The sequence below is a fragment of the Mycolicibacterium sp. HS_4_1 genome (assembly GCF_054515875.1).
This window is the reverse complement of sequence record NZ_CM137261.1, coordinates 2,073,314-2,091,708: the sequence shown is the minus strand read 5'-3', so window position 1 is coordinate 2,091,708 and position 18,395 is coordinate 2,073,314. Positions and strand designations below refer to the sequence as shown.

The 18,395-nt window shown below is 66.2% G+C and carries 15 protein-coding genes and 3 pseudogenes; 4 read left to right on the top strand and 14 right to left on the bottom strand.

Annotated features, from left to right (window positions below):
* Positions 1-482: 482 nt before the first annotated feature.
* The 3 genes and pseudogenes from ACX12F_RS09920 to ACX12F_RS09910 form a co-directional block, all read left to right on the top strand.
* Positions 483-785 (top strand): annotated as a pseudogene (locus tag ACX12F_RS09920) (type II toxin-antitoxin system Phd/YefM family antitoxin); the annotation flags it as partial.
* Positions 786-788: 3 nt separating this feature from the next.
* Positions 789-1,223, top strand: coding sequence for a type II toxin-antitoxin system VapC family toxin (locus ACX12F_RS09915; protein WP_459369402.1), 435 nt, complete (start codon positions 789-791; stop codon positions 1,221-1,223).
* 46 nt (positions 1,224-1,269) lie between these two features.
* Positions 1,270-2,155: pseudogene (locus ACX12F_RS09910) on the top strand (IS5 family transposase).
* Positions 2,156-2,351: 196 nt separating this feature from the next.
* On the opposite strand, the gene ACX12F_RS09905 reads toward ACX12F_RS09910, so the two are convergent.
* Together ACX12F_RS09905 and ACX12F_RS09900 are read right to left on the bottom strand one after the other, a co-directional pair.
* Positions 2,352-2,825, bottom strand: coding sequence for a hypothetical protein (locus tag ACX12F_RS09905; protein ID WP_459369401.1), 474 nt, complete (start codon positions 2,823-2,825; stop codon positions 2,352-2,354).
* A 5-nt stretch (positions 2,826-2,830) separates the two neighbouring features.
* A complete protein-coding gene (locus tag ACX12F_RS09900; RefSeq protein WP_459369400.1) occupies positions 2,831-3,280 on the bottom strand; it encodes a DUF6636 domain-containing protein in 450 nt (149 codons plus the stop codon).
* Positions 3,281-3,557: 277 nt separating this feature from the next.
* On the opposite strand from ACX12F_RS09900, the gene ACX12F_RS09895 reads away from it, so the two are divergent.
* The gene (locus tag ACX12F_RS09895; RefSeq protein ID WP_459369399.1) at positions 3,558-3,842 is read left to right on the top strand and encodes a hypothetical protein; all 285 of its coding nucleotides are present in this window, start codon (positions 3,558-3,560) and stop codon (positions 3,840-3,842) included.
* A gap of 166 nt (positions 3,843-4,008) precedes the next feature.
* On the opposite strand, the gene ACX12F_RS09890 is transcribed toward ACX12F_RS09895, so the two are convergent.
* The 12 genes and pseudogenes from ACX12F_RS09890 to ACX12F_RS09835 form a co-directional block, all read right to left on the bottom strand.
* A complete protein-coding gene (locus tag ACX12F_RS09890; RefSeq protein WP_459369398.1) occupies positions 4,009-4,527 on the bottom strand; it encodes a nucleoside deaminase in 519 nt (172 codons plus the stop codon).
* Positions 4,528-4,601: 74 nt separating this feature from the next.
* A complete protein-coding gene (gene upp / locus ACX12F_RS09885) occupies positions 4,602-5,231 on the bottom strand; it encodes a uracil phosphoribosyltransferase (RefSeq protein ID WP_459369397.1) in 630 nt (209 codons plus the stop codon).
* Positions 5,232-5,240: 9 nt separating this feature from the next.
* On the bottom strand, positions 5,241-6,476 hold the full coding sequence (locus ACX12F_RS09880) for a URC4/urg3 family protein (RefSeq protein ID WP_459369396.1): 1,236 nt from the start codon (positions 6,474-6,476) through the stop codon (positions 5,241-5,243).
* Positions 6,473-7,792, bottom strand: a complete 1,320-nt coding sequence (locus ACX12F_RS09875; RefSeq protein WP_459369395.1) for a GTP cyclohydrolase II — start codon at positions 7,790-7,792, stop codon at positions 6,473-6,475. Before ACX12F_RS09875 ends, ACX12F_RS09880 begins: the two co-directional genes overlap by 4 nt.
* An 86-nt stretch (positions 7,793-7,878) precedes the next feature.
* Positions 7,879-11,952: a bifunctional nitrate reductase/sulfite reductase flavoprotein subunit alpha gene (locus tag ACX12F_RS09870; protein ID WP_459369394.1), complete on the bottom strand. Its 4,074-nt coding sequence runs from the start codon at positions 11,950-11,952 to the stop codon at positions 7,879-7,881.
* A gap of 149 nt (positions 11,953-12,101) precedes the next feature.
* A complete protein-coding gene (locus tag ACX12F_RS09865; RefSeq protein ID WP_459369393.1) occupies positions 12,102-12,932 on the bottom strand; it encodes a sterol desaturase family protein in 831 nt (276 codons plus the stop codon).
* A gap of 6 nt (positions 12,933-12,938) precedes the next feature.
* Positions 12,939-13,658 (bottom strand): FadR/GntR family transcriptional regulator, encoded by a 720-nt coding sequence (locus ACX12F_RS09860; RefSeq protein WP_459369392.1) that lies wholly within the window; start codon positions 13,656-13,658, stop codon positions 12,939-12,941.
* A gap of 117 nt (positions 13,659-13,775) precedes the next feature.
* Positions 13,776-15,269, bottom strand: a complete 1,494-nt coding sequence (locus ACX12F_RS09855; protein WP_459369391.1) for a nitrate/nitrite transporter — start codon at positions 15,267-15,269, stop codon at positions 13,776-13,778.
* A gap of 715 nt (positions 15,270-15,984) precedes the next feature.
* Positions 15,985-16,183 (bottom strand): annotated as a pseudogene (locus ACX12F_RS09850) (hypothetical protein); the annotation flags it as partial.
* A 10-nt stretch (positions 16,184-16,193) separates the two neighbouring features.
* Positions 16,194-16,991: a DivIVA-like cell division protein Wag31 gene (wag31, locus tag ACX12F_RS09845; RefSeq protein ID WP_459369390.1), complete on the bottom strand. Its 798-nt coding sequence runs from the start codon at positions 16,989-16,991 to the stop codon at positions 16,194-16,196.
* 269 nt (positions 16,992-17,260) lie between these two features.
* Positions 17,261-17,554: a YggT family protein gene (locus tag ACX12F_RS09840; RefSeq protein ID WP_073698238.1), complete on the bottom strand. Its 294-nt coding sequence runs from the start codon at positions 17,552-17,554 to the stop codon at positions 17,261-17,263.
* A 132-nt stretch (positions 17,555-17,686) separates the two neighbouring features.
* Positions 17,687-18,337: a cell division protein SepF gene (locus ACX12F_RS09835; RefSeq protein WP_459369389.1), complete on the bottom strand. Its 651-nt coding sequence runs from the start codon at positions 18,335-18,337 to the stop codon at positions 17,687-17,689.
* Positions 18,338-18,395 lie beyond the last annotated feature (58 nt).

The window sequence follows — 18,395 nt, the reverse complement described above, 5'->3', positions numbered from 1 at the left end:
CCGTGTCGCAGGTGGCCAAGTCCCCCCTCGGACACAACGTTTTAGCTATACGGATACGAAATACGCTCCGAACTGAATCGGAGCGTATTTTCGTATGCGCTGACGCCGAGAGAGCATCGCGTTCGCCGACACCTGACTCAGCGGTCTCCCGCAGTCCAGCATCAGCCAGCTTCTAAGCGACACAATCGATTTCAGCGATGGCCAGATCGACCGACTGTTGTCGTGTATGGATTACCGGCCAGAAGTCAGCCGCCGAGCCATAGAGGCGAAGCTCGCGTTACGCGCGTCACCCTAGGAGCATGCACCAGCAACTGGTGGCACACCTCTGCGCACTCTCCCTGACCGCACGACAGCCAACGATCATTGGACTTGCCGACCTCATCGTCGGGTTGCCGGGTGCCTACCGACCACGCGTCAACACCCGCGCACACGTTCGCAAACGCGCCGACCTTCACCCTGCGAAATGGGTAGATAGAAAACCCGATATGTACAAATCACGGTTCAGTGAATGTACAGTCCATGGTATGGAGGTATCCGTCACCGAGTTGCGCGCGCACCTCAGCAATTGGCTCGATCGCGCTCGGGCTGGTGGCGAGGTCGTCATCACCGATCGCGGGATTCCGGTCGCGCGACTCGCTGCGCTGGATAGCGCAGGCACGTTGGAGCGTCTCACTGCCGAAGGCGTGATTGGCAAGGCCACCGCGCAGCGGCCCGTCGCTGCGGGTCGGTCCGGGCCCCGACCGCGGCGGCCGGTGTCTGACCGGGTCAGCGACCAGCGGCGCTGACCGGTGCCGCTCGTCTACTTCGACGCCAGCGCCTTCGTCAAACTGCTCACCACCGAGACAGGAAGCGCGCTGGCGTCCGCGCTATGGGACGGCTCCGACGCCGTATTGTCCAGCCGCCTGGCCTACCCCGAAGTTCGCGCCGCACTCGCCGCAGCAGCCCGCAATCACGACATAACCGAATCCGAGCTCGCCGACGCCGAGCGTGACTGGGAGGACTTCTGGGCCGCCACCCGCCCAGTCGAACTCACCGCGATGGTTGAACGGCACGCCGGCCACCTCGCCCGAGCCCATGCCCTACGCGGAGCCGACGCTGTCCATCTGGCCAGCGCGTTGGCCGTCGGCGACCCCGCCCTGATCGTCGCCGTGTGGGACCGACGCCTGCACAGCGGAGCCCAGGCCGCCGGGTGCCGAGTCGCTCCCGCCCAGCTCGACCCCTAGGGCGTGTCTCATAACCATTTGATGGTTGGTCTGTCAGTGTCAGGTGATGTCGAGATCGCGGGTGCTTACCGATGAGATGTGGGCGCGGATCGAGCCGTTGCTGCCGACGGCATCGCCTAAGGGTGGCAGGCCTTTTCGTGATCACCGGATGGCGGTCGAGGGAATTGTGTGGCGGTATCGCACGGGGTGCCCGTGGCGGGATCTGCCCGCGGAGTTCGGGTCGTGGAAGACGGTGTGGCGGCGCCATGACCAGTACAGCAAGGACGGTACGTGGGACGAGATTTTCGCGGTCGTGCTCACGGCTGCCGCTGATGCCGATCTGATCGACTGGGCGGTCAGTGTCGATTCGACGGTCAACCGCGCTCATCAACATGGCACGAACCTGCCGCGGGACACAGGGGGCACCGTCGAATTACAAGAATCTGGGCGTCGAGCCTGCTGACCACGGCATTGGCCGCTCTCGCGGCGGGTTGAGCACCAAGATTCATTCGTTGGTTGACGGCGCCGGTATGCCGTTGGTGGCCGTGTGCGGGCCCGGTCAGGCCGGCGATGCCCCGATGTTCCCGATCCTGCTCGGTCACCTTCGGGTCGCCAGCAGTGGCGCCGGTCGGCCGCGGACCCGCCCCGAGAGGGTGCGCGGTGACAAGGCGTATTCGTCGAAAGCAATCCGCGAGCTGTTGCGTTCTCGGGGGATCACCGCGGTGATCCCGCAGCCTGATGACCAGATTGGCCACCGCCGCCGGCGTGGTCGCGCTGGTGGCCGACCGCCGGCATTCGATGCGCAGGATTACAAGGGCCGCAACGTCGTTGAACGCCGCTTCCAGCGCTACAAACAGTGGCGGGGTATCGCCACCCGCTACGACAAGCATAACCTCAACTACCGCGGCGGCGTCATCCTGCACGCCATCATCGCCTGGCTCAAACGGTTATGAGACACGCCCTAGCCCGAGCGCCCGCCATTCGCATGAGTCGACCCCGATCACGAACGACGATCGGGCACCGATTCGCAAGTCACCACCCCGTGTCGTAGGCGGGCGGGTCCCCCTCGGACACCCGACTGAGGCGAGCGAAAGGATGCCCTGCGTTCAACCTCGCGCCGACGGAGTGTGTCAAGCCGCGAAGCGGCGATCACAAGCCCGCATCAGATGCCTTTACATAGTCCCCAGTGCAGATGTTGTAGTGCCCGGCCGGATCGAATGCCTCTCCGTACCCTGGGAAGTACCACTTCGCCGCTTGGTACATCAGCTGGCCATTGCAGTTGCCGAGGTTGTACGCCACGATCGTTGCCGGTTCCTTGACCGACTGCGCGACGCTGACAGCGCCCGGCGGTATCGCGTAAGAAGTACCCGTCCCGATGGCCTGTTCTCCGCCCCAGGAGGACCATGTGATGTCCCAGATGTCGCCCGTCGGGTCGCCACCGTTGAAGACTCTGGCCGGCCGGACCGTTCCGTAGCCCTTCACGCTCGGGGCCCACGCACGCCCAAGAGTCGGTTGCGGATCGGCCCATGCGGCGGGCGCGCAGGTCGTCGAGCAGGCGGCGACGGTGGTCGTGATGGCCGCGGCGATCTGTGCCGCGATCTTCTTCGGTTGGATTGGCTTCATTGCCGTCAGCCGAGCTGATAGGAGTCGCGTGACACTCGGAAGAAATGTCCGGTGCTGGAGTCGGTGCATGTCATGCCCGAAGGCTCGCTGTCGCAGGTGATGGAACCCAGAGCCCGCGATTGGCCGTAGCCGAGTGTCGGTGCGCCGTCGGGAAATTCGTGATCCGAGTGCCATTCACCCGCGATCGGCGTACCGCCCCGGTCGAGCAGGAATCTGTTGCCTTTCCCACCCATGGTGTAGTCCGGTGGGCGCGGTATCAACCACGTGTAGTCCTTGATCTCGCACATGACACCCCCCGTCCCCATCTTGCAACCGATGTTCCCCGAGGGGGACCGAAAGGCATCACTGTCGTCTGCCTGCGCGGTTGCCGTCGGGCCCATCGTCAACGCGACAGCCGTTATTGCGATCAGCGTCAGCGCCTTCGCCGACTGCCGCTGTGCAGAAAGGTGCGTCATGGTCGTTAGCCGTTCGTTGTTGGCGGTCCATCGTGACCGGTCACCCAGAGGCTGCGGCAGACGCCTTGGTGGTTTCTTGCTGCGCAGGTCAACGCCGGTAAACCTGTCACCACGGTCCGCTTCGCAGTCTCTACCTGACTGACCGACTGGGCCAGGTGGAACCACGTCGTCTCCGACCCGCATAGAAGATCGGAAAAAAGTTGTCCTGCACGCGGGGGCTCCAAGCTCCTACCAGTAGCGCGGCCGCCCGGCAGCGCACTGGACAAAGGACACCTTCATGAATGTCACACTGAACTCCACGCCCAAGCGGCTCATCGCAGCGGTGGGTATGGCGGCGGCCGGCGCCGCCATACCCACCCTGCTCCCCCTGAGTGCCGGAGTCGCCCATGCCGATGCCTGTTACGGCGAGCTCCAATACTCGTACTACTGCTCACCGGCCAGTGGAGCGCAATCGCAAGCTCCAGAGGTCAGTCCGTGGAGTGGACCGCCTTCGACGAACCTGTGGTCGGTCCTTCCCGGTTGCACGGGCGGGGTGCTCGCGGCCCTCGGGGGCGAATGCTGACGCCTCCTTGAGCAGGCGCCGCCCATCCGGGCGAGTTCCTGGGTTTGAAGAACATCGCCCGACCGCTGACGTCGTTGCGTGGGCAGTGCGGCATGTCGGTCACTCCGGGCCAGTTGTCGGCACTGTTCGACGCGCTGTCGTCCTGAGCCGGACGGGGCCGCTGGACTCAGTGCCAGTAGCCTTGATGAGCTTGTGCCGCTTCGTCTTCCAGTAGTGGTCCGACGACGGTGATCGGCCGGTAGCCGTGCTGCAGGATGTTGCGGCACGGCAAGGCGAACGCCGCGTGGTCGGGGTCGTCGCCGGTGAAGTGGAACAGCCGGGTGTTGGACATGCCGTACACCAGCCGGCCGATGCCGCTCCAGTAGATGCCGCCCGCGCACATCGTGCACGGCTCGGTGCTGGCGTACAGCGTCGCCGACTTCATGCCGTCATCGCCGAGCGTTCGCCACGCGCTGCGGACGGTGACCATCTCCGCGTGATCGGTCGGGTCGCCGCCGTCGATGGCCGAGGTGTTGCCGTGCTCGGCCACGACCGAGCCGTCGGCGGCGGTGACCAGGGCGCCGTACGGTGCGCCACCGGATTGTCGAGCTTGTTCCGCCAAGGCGAAGGTCCGCCGCAGCCGAGCCAGATCTTCCTGGCCGGCATCGGGCTCTGCCAGGGCAGGCCCGGCGGTTCGCAGTGCCACGACCGAGGCACCGAACAACAGCCCGGTACCGCGTAGGACGCTCCTCCTGTTCGGCTCGTGCACCACGGCAATGCCTACTTGGTTCCGAACATGCGGTCGCCGGCGTCGCCCACGCCGGGCACGATGTAGCCGTGCTCGTCGAGCTGGCGATCCAGCGCCGCGGCGTAGATGGGTACCTCGGGGTGTGCCGCCTGCATCGCGGCGACACCCTCGGGACAGGTCAGCAGACAGACGAACTTGATGGACCGCGGCCGGTACTCCTTGAGGCGGTCGATGGCGGCCACCGCGGAGTTGCCGGTGGCGAGCAGCGGATCGCACACCACAATGTCGCGCTCGTCCAACTCACTCGGCATCTTGAAGTAATACTCCACCGCGACATGGGTTTTCGGGTCGCGGTACAGACCGATGTGGCCGATGCGGGCGGCGGGCACGACACTGAGCATGCCGTCCAGGATGCCGCTGCCCGCCCGCAGGATCGAGACGAAGACGAGCTTCTTACCGTCGATCACCATGCCGGTGGTGGATTCCAGCGGAGTGTCGATCTCGATCTCGTGCATGGGGATGTCGCGCAGCACCTCGTAGGTCATCAGCGTGGAAATCTCGTTCAGTAGCTGACGAAAACCTTTGGTGGACACGTCTTTCTGTCGCATCAGGGTCAGCTTGTGCTGGACCAGCGGATGATCGACGAGATGCAGGTTACCCATGGCGCCTTCCTAGAAAACCGTGCCGTCACTGCTGATGGACAGGGGCGGACGGCCGGCCCGCAGCTGCCCCGCCACGGTGCGGCCGGCCGCCCAGGTGCCGCCCTCGAGAACACAGGCCAGCGGCAGCGCCGGAAGATCGAGGCCCAGCCTGGTGCGGACGAGGGGCGCCAGCTCGTCGAGAAGCGCCACGGTCAGGGCGCGCCATTCGACCACGAATTCGTCGGCCACCGACCAGGTTCGGTCCGAGGCCGCGGGTTCTCGCAAGCGCAGTACCCCGGTGTCGAGCAGCAGACCGCCATTGCGGTACTCGGGCAGACCAGTCAGGGCGTCCAGCCCGGTGACCGTCACCCCTGCCCACTCGAACGGCTCCAGCAGCGAGTAGGTCAGCCACTGCGACAGCTTGTGGAACGGCATCCAGCCGCGAGACAGGCCGGCTCCCCGCACCGCGGCATGCGGCCAACAGTCTCCGAGCGGTATGCCGCCAATGTGGTTGTCGGCCAACCAGACCCCGGAGAGGGTGTCCAGGAGCCGCACCAGAATGTCGTGGGCGCTGACCGTCGGACCGGCCAGCGCGTCGAACAGACCGCCAGGACGTCCCTGCGGGCCGAAGATCTGAGGTTGGCCCGCCAGGGCGGCACCGAGGCGCCGCAGCAGCTGCACCCGGCCGTCGAGCCCGACCAATGGATTGTCGGGCCCGGCCTGAAAAGCGCGGCGCAGGGCGGTGTCGTCGACGCTGCGCAGTCCCGCGGCGTCGACCTGCAACGGCTGGGCCGGGTCGCTGGAGAACACACCGCCGGCAAAGGCATGCCAGCTGGCCACGCCGAGTCCCTCGGAGCGCGTAAAGCGTTGCCCGGTAGTCGGTTCCACATAGCCCCACTGCGGGCCGGCACCCGCGTCGAGCAGCACGCTGACCACGGCCAGGTCGATCGTGGCGCGGGCCTGCGCGGGCACGTCCAGCGCAATCAGCCGGGCCCGCAGCTCGGTGTTGCGGTCGATGCCGCCGGCCTCGAAATGGCGCCACCGGCTGTGATACGGGATCACCAGATCGGGATACCGCGTGCGGGTGACGTCAGCGACAAGGTCGGCGGCCGGCGCGAGCGCGTCGTCGTCGACCACGAACCAGCGCGACTCCCCCGCCCGCGCGCGGCGCAGCAGGAATTCTGCGCGTGCGCGGATGGCGGCTGTGCTGCGCAGGATGCCGACCGCTATCGCACTGTCGGTGCCAGTGCCGATACCGGTTGTCATGGCGTGAGTCCGCGGCCCTTGGCGATCTTGAGTTCATCTGCGTCGGGCACCGGGCCGGGCGTGAAATAACCGGCGGCCGTCTTGGCATCGATCTCGACGCGGGCATCGGCCGGGATCAGGTCGTCGGGGATGTTCACGCGTTCGACGACCTCGATCCCCGAGCCGGTGATGGCGTCGTACTTCATGTTGCTCATCGAGACCAGACGATGAATCTTGCGGATACCCAGCCAGTGCAGCACGTCGGGCATCAGTTCCTGGAACCGCATATCCTGCACTCCGGCAACACATTCCGTGCGGGCGAAGTACTGGTCGGCGGTGTCGCCCCCGACCTGGCGCTTGCGGGCGTTGTAGACCAGGAATTTGGTGACCTCGCCGAGGGCGCGGCCCTCCTTGCGGGAATACGCCACCAGCCCGACCCCTCCGCGCTGGGCGCCCAGGATGCACTCCTCGATGGCATGGGTGAGATACGGCCGGCAGGTACAGATATCGGACCCGAACACGTCCGATCCGTTGCATTCGTCGTGCACCCGTGCGGTCAGTTCGACGGCCGGGTCGGCAAGATCGCGGGGCTCGCCGAAGATGTAGACGGTCTGTCCGCCGATCGGCGGGAGGAAGACTTCGAGATCGCCGCGCGTGACGAGTTCGGGGTACATGCCGCCGGTCTCCTCGAACAGCACGCGGCGCAGTTCGGTTTCACTGCAACCGAATCGAGCGGCGACGCCGGGAAGAAACCAGACCGGCTCGATGGCCGCTTTGGTCACCAGCGCCGCACCGTTTTCCAGCAGCACCCGGCCGTCCGGGCGGAGCCGGCCCTTGACGATCGCGTCGGCGACCTCGGGGAGCATCACATGGGCCTTGGTGATGGCGATGGTCGGCCGGATGTCATAGCCGCGACCCAGCTCGGCGGAGAACGCCTCGGCGACCATCGCGCCCCACGGGTCAAGACTCACGATCGCCCCGGATTCGGTCCACCGGGGATACGGGCCGATCACATCGGTCGGTGCGGTGTTGGTCAGGTCGGCGCGGTGCTCGGGCGAGAGCGCCCCGGCCGCGACTGCCAGCGCCCGGTAGACGCTGTAGGACCCGCTGTGGGTACCGATCACATTGCGATGCGCGCGCGTGGCCGTGGTCCCGATGACGGGGCCGCGCTCGGCGGCCGTCGCTGCACCCCAAAGGATCGGCGGGGCGTCGGCGCCGCCACTGTGCGAGGTCAATCGGATGTGGCGGGCGGGGTTTCGGGGCGGGATCCCTGACGCGGCGAGGCCTGATGCCGCATCCGGACCTGGTGCTGCGTCGATACCTGATTCAACGACCATCGATGGCGCTCCTTCCCGGCATGCTCCAGTCAACCCTGAAACGGCCGGGTGTGCAGCGGTACGGGCGGACCGCCTGGACTGAGAGCTCAGTAGACGTCGCGGACGTAGCGCTTGTCGGCGATCAACTCGCGCTTGTAGTCGTGCGCCGCCGATTCCGACATGCCGCCGTGCGTCCTGATGATGTTGGTCAGCGTGACGTCGACGTCCTTGGCCATCCGGGCCGCGTCACCGCACACGTAGAAATGCGCGCCGTCCTCGAGCCAGCGCCACAGGATCTCGCCGTGCTCGCGCATTCGGTGCTGCACATATATCCTGCGCGCCTGGTCCCGGGAGAACGCGGTGTCCAGCCTGGTCAGCAGGCCGTCGGCCGCGAAGGCCTCCAATTCGTCCTGGTAGTAATAGTTTTCGGCCCGGTGCTGGTCACCGAAGAAGAGCCAGTTGCGGCCGGTGTGCCCCAGCGCCCGCCGCTCGTGCAGAAACCCGCGGAACGGTGCGACACCCGTGCCGGGGCCGACCATGATCATCGGGGTCAGCGCATCCTCGGGCGGCCGGAAGTGCGGAGCGGCCTGCAGGAACACCGGCACCGTCGCGGCACGGTCGGCCAGGTACGTCGACGCGACGCCGTGCCGCATGCCGCCGCGCGCACCTTGGTACCGCACGACCGACACGGTCAGTTGCACCTCGTCGGGGCTGACGAGCGGGCTGGACGATATGGAGTACGAACGTGGCGCGAGGCGCACCAACGCATCTCGCCATTCCTCGGGTTCCGCGCGGACCTTGAACTCCTCGACGAGGTCCAGGCCGGTTCGGCCGTCGAGCCAGCGCTCGCGTTCTTCCCGGGGCGCCCGCAGAATCTTGGCGCCGTGCCGCTCGGCGAGGAAGTTGATCAGGGTCGGCGACACCTTGCAGATGTCGTACGACGTGGTCAGCGCATCACGCAAAGCTGTTTCCGCGCCGGCGATCTCGACGATCTCATCGCCGGAGAGCCCGGTCGCGGTCAGCCAGGCGCTCACCGCGTCCGGAGCATTCGCCACGACCACGCCCAGCGCATCGCCGACGCCGTAGCTGACGTCGTGCCCTGTCAGGTCGAATCCGATCTGACGTACTTCCTTCGCGCCACCGGCGGTCAGGAGCGTGTTGCGGCACAGCGGAACAGGCAGCGGGTTGTTGCGCGTGAACGGCTTGGCGGTTTTGGAGGAAGGGTTGGCGGGGGCGGCCGGTGCCGCGGGAGCGACAACCGATGCTTCAAGAGCGACAGCGGCCAGGTCCGCCGCGGCCAATTCGACAACGGCGTCGGCCCACTGGGCGAGCGGTTCGTCGTCGTACGCCTCGCAGTCCGCGCGGTCCAGTAGCGCGGTGGCCCCCAGCTCGGCAAGCCGGCCGTCCAAGGACTTGGCGTAGCCGCAGAAATTCTCGTACGCACGGTCACCGATCCCCAGCACGGAGTACCGCACCCCGCTCAGGTCCGGCGCATCGGCGGCGCTCAGCCGCGCCCAGAAGTCCGCGCCGTTGTCGGGAGGCCCGCCGTCACCGAAAGTGCTTGTCACGACCAGGACTTCGCCCGCGGCGGCGACCTCGTCCAGCGCGGTGTCGTCCAGCACCTGCAATCTGGCCCCGGTGATCTTCGCGGCCAGACCAGCCGCGAATTCTTCAGCGGTGCCGGTCTGCGAAGCCCACAGCACCAATGGGCCCGACGTCGCGGGCGCCGCCACGGCGCCGGTCGCCGTGGCGGGGGCCGACACACTGTGCGCGCCGGCCAGTGCCCCGTTGACCCACAGCCGGACGATGCCGCTGACGGGCGCAGACTCGGGCAATACCGGCATCCCGGTGGCATGCTGGACGCCGGTGAAGAATCCGGCCAGATAGGCCTTTTCGGTCTCGTCGAGAGTAGGCGGACCGCCCAGGCCCAGTGCCGCTGCCAACGGATGGGCGGCGGCGACACCGGAGGTCGCAGCGGGCGCGACCGGCGCCGCTGTCTCGGTCTCGCTCAGGACCGGCGCCAACCGCACGGCGCATACCTTGAATTCGGGCTGCAGCGAATCCGGGTCCACCGCATCGTTGGTCACCGCGTTGATGGTCAGCCGGTCGCCCTGCGCGTCGTTCCAGTGGAACGGCGCGAAACAGTTGCCCGGACGCACCCGGTCGGTCAGGAGTGCCGGCAGGACGGCCGTGCCGCGTCGCGACCAGATCTCGACAGACGCACCATCGGCGATACCGAGATCCGCCGCATCGGTCGGATGAATCTCCACGAACGGAGACCCGTTGAGTTTGTTGAGCTTGGCCACCTTCCCGGTCTTGGTCATGGTGTGCCACTGGTGTTGCAGCCGACCGGTGTTCAGCACCAACGGGAATTCGTCGTCGGGTAGTTCCGCGGCGTCCATGTGCGGACGGGCGTGGAACACAGCCCGCCGCGACGGTGTCGGGAAGGCCAGCCGCGGTTGATGTCCGTCGACGTCGACGAACAGGTCCTGGCTGACCCCGTCATTGACGTAGCGGGTCGGGTTCCGATCGCCCCCTTCGGGCGGGCAGGGCCATTGCAGCGGGGTTTCGCGCAGCCGCTCGTAGGTCACGCCGCCCAGGTCGTAGCCGGTGCGGCGATTGGCGAACTGGCGGATCTCGGCGAACACGTGCTCGCTGGACTTGTAGTCGAACTGGTCGCCGAAGCCCATGTGCCGGGCCACATTACAGATCAGTTCCCAGTCGGGCCGCGCGTCGCCGGCCGCCGGGATGCTCTGCTGCAGCAGCGTGAGGTTGCGCTCGGAGTTGACCATGACGCCCTCGGCCTCGGCCCACAAGGTGGCCGGCAGCACGATGTCGGCGTACGCGTTGGTCGCGGTGTCCTGGTAGGTGTCCTGGGTGATCACCAGTTCGGCCGCCTGCAGCCCGTCGATGACGGTCTGCCGATTGGCCACGGTGGCAACGGGATTGGTGCAGATGATCCACACAGCCTTGATGTCGCCCGTGCCCAGCTGCCGGAACATCTCGATGGTGCCGGGACCGACATCGGTGCGGATGGTGCCGGGTTCGAGCTCCCATTGCTCCTCCACGAACGCGCGCTCGTCGGCCGACGTGACGGCGCGTTGCCCGGGCAGGCCGGGTCCCATGTAACCCATTTCGCGGCCGCCCATGGCGTTGGGCTGGCCGGTCAGCGACATCGGGCCGCTGCCTGGGCGGCAGATGGCGCCGGTCGCGAGGTGCAGGTTGCAGATGGCGTTGGTGTTCCAGGTGCCGTGGGTGCTCTGGTTCAGGCCCATGGTCCAGCACGACATCCACTCCCCCGCCTCCGCGATCATCTCGGCGGCACGGCGGATGTCGGCTTGGGGAATACCGGTGATCTCGGCGACCTTGGCGGGCGGATAGTCGGCCAGGAACGCGGGCATGGCCTCCCAGCCCTCGGTGTGCTCGGCGATGAATTCCTGATCGATCGCACCGCCTTCGACCAACAGGTGCAGCAGGCCGTTGAGCAGCGCCAGGTCGGTGCCGGGCTTGATCTGCAGGAACAGATCGGCCTTGTCGGCGGTCGCGGTGCGGCGCGGGTCGACGACGATCAGCTTGGCGCCTTTGGCCATCCGGTCGGCCATACGCAGGAACAGGATCGGGTGGCAATCGGCCATGTTGGCGCCGATGACGAAAAACAGTTCAGCAGAATCGAAATCGGTGTACGAACCAGGCGGGCCGTCGGCGCCGAGCGACTGCTTGAAGCCGGTACCGGCGCTGGCCATGCACAGCCGCGAGTTCGATTCGATGTGCACGGTGCGGATGAAGCCCTTGGCCAGTTTGTTGGCCAGGTACTGGGCCTCGATGGTCATCTGGCCCGAAACATACAGCGCCACAGCGTCGGGACCGTGTTCGTCGATGATGGCCCGCAGCCGGCGGCCGGCTTCGGCCGTGGCGTCGTCGGTCGTGACGCTGACCATCTCGTCGTTGCGTCGCACCAAAGCCGTGGTGAGCCGGCCGACGTCGGCACTCATCATCTCCGCATGGGTGGCCCCCTTGGTGCACAGCCGCCCGAAGTTGGTGGGGTGCAGCCGGTCTCCGGACACGCGCGCGATGACGGGCAAACCCGTTCCCTGGTCGGTACGGGTCTCGACCGAAATGCCACAACCGACACCGCAATAGGAGCACGCGGTGCGCGTGGTGTGTGCTCCGGAAGCGGTCATGACACAGTTCTACGGGCCGTCAATTCCGCAACCGTTGCGCGACTATGTACTACGCGTCAACCCGAGCTCACATGACCAGTAAGCCTTGGTGCGCAACATGTTTCATGCCGGAATCATGGTGGAAATATGCCGGAAACCTGTGACCTGGGTTACGCGCTCTCCGGGGCCCAGCCCGGGCCGCGGAACGCGTGCCCGAAGCGGTGTTTCCAGCTGCGGGCCGCACGCACATCTTGCCAGATGGCGGTGTATTCGTGCGTGGCGACCCGGACCGGGTTGAACGTCTTGATGTTCTTGGTCAGACCGTAGACCACGCGCTCGCCTTCCGGTTCGAAACTGCCGAACAACCGGTCCCAGATGATCAGGATGCCACCGTAATTCGTGTCCAGATACTGCGCGTTGGAACCGTGGTGGACGCGGTGGTGCGACGGGGTGTCCATGATGAACTCGATTGGCCGCCAGAGCTTTCCGACGCGTTCGGTGTGGATGAAGAACTGGTAGAGCAGGCTGATGGACTGCTGCAGCAGGATCATCCACGGCGAGAATCCGAGGAAAGCCAACGGCAACCAGAACGGCAGTGCGGTGAACGGCGTCCAGGTCTGCCGCAGCGCGGTGGACAGGTTGTAGTGCTCGCTGGAGTGATGCACGACATGACTGGCCCAGAACACCCGAATCGTGTGGTGGGTGCGGTGGTACCAGTAATAGAGGAAGTCGTCGGCGACGAAGAGCGCGATCCAGGTCAGCGGGTTGCCGGCCGGCAGGTGCACCGGCGCCACCAGGTACGCCGCGCTGTACGCCGCCAGGACCACCAGCTTCCAGCCGATGTTGATGATGACGTTGCCGATGCCCATGGTGAGACTGGTTCGGGAATCACGGAATTCGTACCCGACCTCGTCGTCGTCCGGCAGGAAGCGGAAGGACACCGCCTCCAGCACCAGGCAGATCACGAACACCGGGATCGCGTGCAGGATCAGATCGAACATCTGGGCTTACTCCTCACCGGAAGCATCAGTGGCAGAGAGGGTGTCGACGACGCGGCCCAGCAGCTCGTCCGCCACGCGGTGCGCGGCGTCGGCGTCGCGAGCGACGAGGTGCTCGGCCAGCGCGATGTGGGCGTCACGGTCGACGAGTTCGGCCGCCGTGCCGAGGTCGGCGATCACGCCGAAGCCGATGTCGGCGAACGCCGCGACCAGGGTGTTCAGCGCCAACCGGTAAGCGAGGTTGCCGCTGCCGTCGATCACCGCGGTCCAGAACGCCAGATCAGCGGCGATGGATTCATCGGTGCGTTCCGGCGGGTACGCCGCGGCCGCGGCGGCGATCACCGCCAGCTCGCCATCCGTGGCGTTCAGTGCGCACAACCGAGCCGCATCGGCGGCCACCGACCGGCGCATGACCATGATGTCGCGCGCGATCTGCAGCGCCGGCACCGCGCCGGTGGCGGCGAGCGTACTGAGCACGTCCAACCCCGCCGTCTGACGCCAATCCTGGACCCGGGTCTTACCACCGTGACTGATGCGGACCAGGCGGGCCTGCTGCAGCCGCTTGAGCGCTTCCCGGATGGCGTGCCGGTTGACCGCGAAGGCCAGCGCCAGCTCGCGCTCGGACGGCAGCGCCTCGTCCACCGCAGCACGTCCGGACAGGATTTCCTCGACGAGATGCGCGAAGACCGCATCACTGACCGCCGCGCGCGAGACGGGTGCGATGTCCATCCACCGATGATCGAGGGTCGACGGATTACTGGTCAACTGGTTGGACCAGTGATCTGGGTCACAAATACGGAGATGCCCCGCGGGAAACTCCCGCGGGGCATTCCGGTCAACGACCGCTCAGGTCGCAGGCACAACTGCCCGGCCGACGTGCTCCCCCGTCGCTGCCCGCAGGTGCGGCTGGCGCAGGAACACGAACCAGGTGACGACGCCGCACACCACGTAGAAGGCGAGGAACACCCAGAAGGCGGTGGTCGCCGAGTGCGACGGACCCGCATAGGACGTCCGGAGCACGATGTTGACGAGCACGCCACCGAACGCGCCGACAGCACCGGCGAAGCCGATCAGGGCACCGGACATGCTGCGCGACCACAGCATCTTCTCCGTCGCACCGAGCGCGTCCTTGCTCTGCGCCTTGGCCTCGAAGATCGACGGGATCATCTTGTAAGTCGAGCCGTTACCGATGCCGGTCAGGATGAACAGCACCATGAACGCCGCGATGTAGACAGCCATCTGAGCGCCGGTTGCCGGGCCCTTGGTGGCGTCATCCCACATGCCACCCACGACCAGGACGCCGGTGACGGCCGTCATCGCGGCGAACGTGTAGAGCGTGATCTTGCCACCGCCGATCTTGTCTGCGAGCTTGCCGCCGAACGGACGCGAGATCGAGCCGAGCAACGGGCCCAGGAAGGCGATCCACGCGGTGTGGATGGACGCGTCGAAGTTCGCCTTGGCCAACTCCTTGGCCGCTTCCTTGGGCAACTTGGCCACCGCAGCGACGTGGTACTTGTCCAGCAGCGGCGCGACGTCCTGCGCGGTGAAGTTGATGTTCAGGATCTGGGTGAACGCGAAGCTGAAGCCGATGAACGAACCGAACGTGCCGATGTACAAGAAACACATCACCCACGAGTTGCGGAACTTCATGGCCTCGACCATCGCCGAGAGGTTGGACTTCTGCCCCTGGATGTTGTCCATGAACAGCGCGGCACCGATGGCCGCGGCGGCCAGCAAGACCAGGTAGATGGCGCAGACGACCTCCGGGCGACGGTTGCCGAGGGTGGCGATGACGACCAGGCCGATGATCTGCAGGGCCGGGACACCGATGTTGCCGCCACCGGCGTTCAGGCCGAGCGCCCAGCCCTTCAGCCGCTGCGGGTAGAAGGCGTTGATGTTGGTCATCGACGACGAGAAGTTACCGCCACCGAAACCGGCGACCGCCGCAACGATCAGGAACGTCGTGTACGACGTGCCCGGATGCATCATGAAGTACATGGTCAGCGCACACGGGACGGCCAGCATCAACGCACTGAAGATGGTGAAATTGCGGCCACCGAACTTCGCGGGCCCGATGGTGTACGGGATGCGCATGAGCGAACCCACCGCGATCGGGACGGCCCCGAGCACGAACTTGCCCAGCGCGTCGATGCCGTAGACCGCCTGCGGCATGAACAGCACCATCACCGACCAGATGCTCCACACAGAGAAGCCGACATGCTCGGCGAAGATCGACCAGATCAGATTCCGCTTGGCGATGTCCTTGTTGCCGGCATCCCACGCAGCAACATCCTCGGCATCCCAGTGCTCGATGTCGCGGTTTCGACTCAACAGACTCACGAAGCCTCCCAGTTCAGTAATTGGTTGGCTACATATGTACGGGCGCGCGATTCCGCAGCTGTTGCCCTGCGATGTCAGCAAAGTCAAGAGGGGCTCATTTACCCTCGCGGGCCCGCGTGACCGGCGCGATTCACAGCCGTCGTATCACCGCAACAAGCACGAAATAACTCCCACGGCGGCGCGGCCCTCCTGCTGACCCTGAATTCAGGGCGTATTTCAGCGAGTGGCACGCACCGGGTGTACAGGGCCAACGCGTGTCTCAGCGGTCGCGCAACTGACCCTGAAACCAAGCACCGCCGCGACGGGAACCCGTCGTGGCGGTGACTTCGATTTGAAACTGGGAACGCCGAGACTCAGGCCTTCTTCGCCTCGTCCGCTTTGGCATCTGTGGTGCCGTCGGCGACTTCAGCGTCGTCGGCATCGGAAGCCGCGGACTCGCCAGCCTCCTCTGCGCCCTCGGCCGGGGCGTCCTGGGCCTTCTCAGACTCCCTGGTCTCCTCGGCAGCCTCAGGTTCTGCGGCTTCTTCCGGAGCCTCGTCGACAGCTTCTTCGGCCGCGGGCTCATCACCCTCAGCTGCTTCGCTCTCAGCCTCGTCGGCTTTGGTTTCGTCCTCCGAAACCGCTTCGGCGACAACCGTTTCCGGCTCCGCTTCGGTCTCGTCGTCGGGATAGTCCTCGGTGCCCGCTACGGCGGCATCGTCACCGGCGACCTCAGCGCCGGTGCCATCGGCCTCGGCCTCGGAGGTAGCCGCACCGCCGCGCGACCGTTCCCGCAGCGCATCGACGATGAGCAGCAGGACCCCGATGACACTGGCGCCGATACACACCCAGGCGATCAGCTCATTGCTGGTGACGATTGCGGTCACCAGCGCCGTCAGGCCGATGAGGGCAAGGACCAGCGCAATGATCAGCATTGTTCAGCCGTCAGCTGTTGCCCCGGTTGAACTGGCCGAAGCCAGCACCTTCGCCACCGGCCGACGAGTCCGCCGGCGCGGCCGAGCCGCGCTGGCCGAGCTCTTCGAGCTGGGACTCCAGGTAGGTCTTGAGGCGGGTGCGGTACTCGCGCTCGAAGGTGCGCAGCTGCTCGAGGCGGCCTTCCAGCACAGTGCGCTGCTGGTTGATGTTGCCCATGATTTCGGTGTGCTTGCGCTCGGCGTCGGCCTGGAGGGCGTCGGCCTTGTCCTGGGCCTGCCGCAGCTGGGCTTCCGACCGGGTCTGCGCGTCGGCCAGCATGGCCTCGGCGCGCGCCTTGGCGTCGGCGACCGTGGTCTCTGCCGTGTGCTTGGCTTCGCTGACGAGAGCATCGGCCTGGGCGCGAGCGTCGGCGAGGGTCTTGTCGGCCTCGGCCTTGGCCGAGCCGGTGAGGCGGTCGGCGGTGTCCTGGGCCAGGCTCAACACCTTGGCCGCGCGGACGTGGTGGTCCTCGCCGACCGGTGCGGCCACGGGAGCGGCCACCGGGGCGGGCGCCGCGACGGGCTCGGGCTGCGGCTCCGGCTTGGTGAACACCGGAGCCGCCACCGGCTGGCCGGTGCGCGCGGACTGGACCTCGGCGTCGAGCTCGGCGACCCGCTGCCGCAGATCGCTGTTCTCTTCGATCAGCCGGGTCAGCTCGGTCTCGACGAGATCGAGGAACGCATCGACCTCATCCTCGTTATAACCGCGCTTGCCAATCGGCGGCTTGCTGAATGCGACGTTGTGGACGTCAGCCGGAGTTAGCGGCATCTTCTGCCCCCTTGCAGTCTGGACCGTCAATCGGTGTCAAAGTGTAGAGCGATCAAAGTGTAGAGCGATCGTGGAGTAACTGGCGTCCATCCTGTCACAGCAGACCCGGCGGTTGCAGGCGAGGGCCGGAATTAAGAACGAATTTCAATGTTTCATTGGAATTTCGCGAGCTGCCGTCCGGTGTCCGTCGCAATTGACCAAAACGAAAGAAGCGCATTAATTACATAAATGTAATTGATGCGCTTCTGCAGGTCAGAGGAACGACGCGCTCAGGCCCCGACCTGATCGAAAGACAGCCGCATGCCGACGAACACCACCATCAGCAGCACCACGATGGACAGATCGACCCGGACCGGACCGATGGTCAGCGGGGGGATCAAGCGCCGCAAGAGCTTCACCGGAGGATCGGTCACCGTCATGATCGCCTCCAGGATCACCACCGTCAGTCCCCTGGGCTGCCAGTCCCGGCTGAATCCGCGGATGAACTCCACCACCACGCGGGCGATCAACAGCAGCCAGAAGACGAACAGCGCAAAACCCAGGATGTCGAAGAACAGGGTCAATGCAACAGACCTCACTAGCGCGGGAAAAGCGCCGACTGATGTCGGCGCTTGAAGACGAGCCTACATAACGCAGACCCCTCCAGCCGGGGCCGAAGGGGTCTTGCGTAGAGCTGGTCGGTGCCACCTGGCGTGCTACTGGTAGCTGTAGAAGCCCGCCTCGGCGATACGACGACGCTCTTCGGCGCTGACGTCGACATCGGCCGGCGACAACAGGAAGACCTTGGTGGCGACCTTGTCGAACGAGCCGCGCAGCGCGAAAGCCAGGCCGGCGGCGAAGTCGACCAGGCGCTTGGCATCGGCGTTGTCCATCGACACCAGGTCCATGATCACCGGGGTGCCGTCGCGGAAGCGCTCACCGATGGTGCGGGCCTCGCTGTAGTCCTTGGGCCGCAGCGTGGTGATCTTGGCCAGCGCACTACCGGCCTCGAACAGCTCGGCCATGCGGCGCGGCTCCATGGCAACGGCACCGCGGGTGGCACCACGCAGGGTGTTGAAGCGGGGCCGCTCGAACTCCCGCGGGCCACGGGCCGGCATCTCGTCGTAGGCACCGCGGTAACCCATTGGGGCGCTTTCCATTTCGCGGCCGTATTCGCGGCCCATGCGGTCGTCGTAGCCGCGCGGCTCACCACGGCCGTAGTCGTCGTCCTCGAAGCGCTCCTCACGGGGCCGACGCGGGGCCGCGTAGGCGCGCGCCGGGCGCTCTTCGTCGTCGTAGTACTCGTCGTCATACTCGTCCATCGGCGCCATACCGAAGTAGGCCTTGACCTTGTGCAGTGTGCTCATCGGATGCCCCTAGCTAAGAATGTGGTCTCTGGTGACTGTGATGTAGGTGTGACTGGAG

What these genes read in the sequence shown, in the direction of transcription:
- ACX12F_RS09905 (WP_459369401.1), bottom strand. Translation starts at nt 2,825, where the DNA reads ATGAAGCCAATCCAACCGAAGAAGATCGCGGCACAGATCGCCGCGGCC.
- ACX12F_RS09900 (WP_459369400.1), bottom strand. Translation starts at nt 3,280, where the DNA reads ATGACGCACCTTTCTGCACAGCGGCAGTCGGCGAAGGCGCTGACGCTG.
- ACX12F_RS09895 (WP_459369399.1), top strand. Translation starts at nt 3,558, where the DNA reads ATGAATGTCACACTGAACTCCACGCCCAAGCGGCTCATCGCAGCGGTG.
- upp (WP_459369397.1), bottom strand. Translation starts at nt 5,231, where the DNA reads ATGGGTAACCTGCATCTCGTCGATCATCCGCTGGTCCAGCACAAGCTG.
- ACX12F_RS09880 (WP_459369396.1), bottom strand. Translation starts at nt 6,476, where the DNA reads ATGACAACCGGTATCGGCACTGGCACCGACAGTGCGATAGCGGTCGGC.
- ACX12F_RS09875 (WP_459369395.1), bottom strand. Translation starts at nt 7,792, where the DNA reads ATGGTCGTTGAATCAGGTATCGACGCAGCACCAGGTCCGGATGCGGCA.
- ACX12F_RS09870 (WP_459369394.1), bottom strand. Translation starts at nt 11,952, where the DNA reads ATGACCGCTTCCGGAGCACACACCACGCGCACCGCGTGCTCCTATTGC.
- ACX12F_RS09865 (WP_459369393.1), bottom strand. Translation starts at nt 12,932, where the DNA reads ATGTTCGATCTGATCCTGCACGCGATCCCGGTGTTCGTGATCTGCCTG.
- ACX12F_RS09860 (WP_459369392.1), bottom strand. Translation starts at nt 13,658, where the DNA reads ATGGACATCGCACCCGTCTCGCGCGCGGCGGTCAGTGATGCGGTCTTC.
- wag31 (WP_459369390.1), bottom strand. Translation starts at nt 16,991, where the DNA reads ATGCCGCTAACTCCGGCTGACGTCCACAACGTCGCATTCAGCAAGCCG.
- ACX12F_RS09835 (WP_459369389.1), bottom strand. Translation starts at nt 18,337, where the DNA reads ATGAGCACACTGCACAAGGTCAAGGCCTACTTCGGTATGGCGCCGATG.